The following is a 572-nucleotide window of genomic DNA, read 5'->3' as shown; positions in this document are numbered from 1 at the left end:
TGTCTTCCTTCGCATTCTTCTTTGTTTTTGGATTACATAGAAAGCAGGGGATATGGTTTTTTAAGATTCAACGAATATTTGAACGATGACGAGGATGATTTTTGTTACGAGTGTGTTTTTGTTAATGACAATAAAGATGAGATACGCCTTTGGGTTAAAGATTTAGAAGAATGTGACAAGGATGGTTTGTATTCGAGTATCGATAATTTAGATTTGGAAAATTGTACGTCTGATGATTTTAAAAGAAGACTCTCAACGATTTGCGAGAAATTTTTTGGATCGTTGTCATGAGTTATCAATTCGCACATTTTGAGATGCTGAGTCGTAAAGTGCTTGTAAAGCCTTCCGACAAGGCAACGAAGTCTAAGAAGTGGAATATTAAAGAGACTATAGATGAGGCTACCCGGAGAAATCCGGATGCCTGTTTGCATGTTGAAAATCCAGGCAAGCCGGTTCTCGTTTTTGGTCAGGATTTAGAAGCTCTTGAGCGTGAGCATGAGCAGGCTTGCGATGGTGCTGTTGATGTTCAGAAGAATGGCAAGAGCAGGAAAATCAKAAGCACTCAAAATACT

The 572-nt window shown here is 38.7% G+C and carries 2 protein-coding genes; both read left to right on the top strand.

What is annotated here, in order from left to right; all coding sequences use genetic code 11:
* A partial coding sequence (locus tag KP705_RS16375) for a hypothetical protein (RefSeq protein ID WP_215765016.1) occupies positions 1-291 on the top strand: 291 nt, incomplete at its 5' end.
* On the top strand, positions 288-572 hold a 285-nt coding region (locus KP705_RS16370), incomplete at its 3' end, for a hypothetical protein (protein WP_215765015.1). The genes KP705_RS16375 and KP705_RS16370, both read left to right, overlap by 4 nt.

It is taken from the genome of Gluconobacter sp. P1D12_c (assembly GCF_018812105.1).
Classification (GTDB): Bacteria; Pseudomonadota; Alphaproteobacteria; order Acetobacterales; family Acetobacteraceae; genus Gluconobacter; species Gluconobacter oxydans_A.
This window is presented reverse-complemented; position numbering and strand designations above follow the sequence as displayed.